At 52.5% G+C, this 640-nt stretch carries 6 tRNA genes; all 6 read left to right on the top strand.

Going from position 1 to position 640, the window contains the following annotated elements:
• Window positions 1-29: 29 nt before the first annotated feature.
• A tRNA-Arg gene (locus ACSW3C_RS20225) sits at window positions 30-106 on the top strand.
• 9 nt (window positions 107-115) lie between these two features.
• Window positions 116-192: transfer RNA gene (locus ACSW3C_RS20220), tRNA-Pro, on the top strand.
• A gap of 13 nt (window positions 193-205) precedes the next feature.
• Window positions 206-281: transfer RNA gene (locus tag ACSW3C_RS20215), tRNA-Ala, on the top strand.
• A gap of 31 nt (window positions 282-312) precedes the next feature.
• A tRNA-Met gene (locus tag ACSW3C_RS20210) sits at window positions 313-386 on the top strand.
• Window positions 387-393: 7 nt separating this feature from the next.
• Window positions 394-470 (top strand) — tRNA-Ile (locus tag ACSW3C_RS20205).
• 19 nt (window positions 471-489) lie between these two features.
• Window positions 490-582, top strand: a tRNA-Ser gene (locus ACSW3C_RS20200).
• Window positions 583-640: the final 58 nt, after the last annotated feature.

Raw genomic sequence — 640 nt, 5'->3', positions numbered from 1 at the left:
CCTCGGCATCAGGAAACAGTTCTTCATACGCGCCCGTAGCTCAATTGGATAGAGCGTCTGACTACGGATCAGAAGGTTGTGGATTCGACTTCTGCCGGGCGCGCCATCTTATATACGGGAAGTAGCTCAGCTTGGTAGAGCACTTGGTTTGGGACCAAGGGGTCGCAGGTTCGAATCCTGTCTTCCCGACCACTTCTTGAAAAATGGGGCCTTAGCTCAGCTGGGAGAGCGCCTGCCTTGCACGCAGGAGGTCAGCGGTTCGATCCCGCTAGGCTCCACCAGTACATTCAAGTACTACTATTTATATAATCCGGCGGCGTAGCTCAGCTGGCTAGAGCGTACGGTTCATACCCGTAAGGTCGGGGGTTCGATCCCCTCTGCCGCCATCTTAAAGGACCTTTAGCTCAGTTGGTTAGAGCAGACGGCTCATAACCGTCCGGTCGCAGGTTCGAGTCCTGCAAGGTCCACCAGCATTTGTCTGTATAACACGGAGGAATACCCAAGTCTGGCTGAAGGGATCGGTCTTGAAAACCGACAGGGGTGTTAAAGCCCGCGGGGGTTCGAATCCCTCTTCCTCCGCCATTTCCAAATCAACGATTACGAAATGGCATAAGTTACTTAACAGATTTTGCTTATATAA

Source organism: Sporosarcina sp. AD_1, assembly GCF_057373025.1.
The sequence above is the reverse complement of the archived record's forward strand: the minus strand, read 5'-3'. Positions and strand labels throughout refer to the sequence as shown.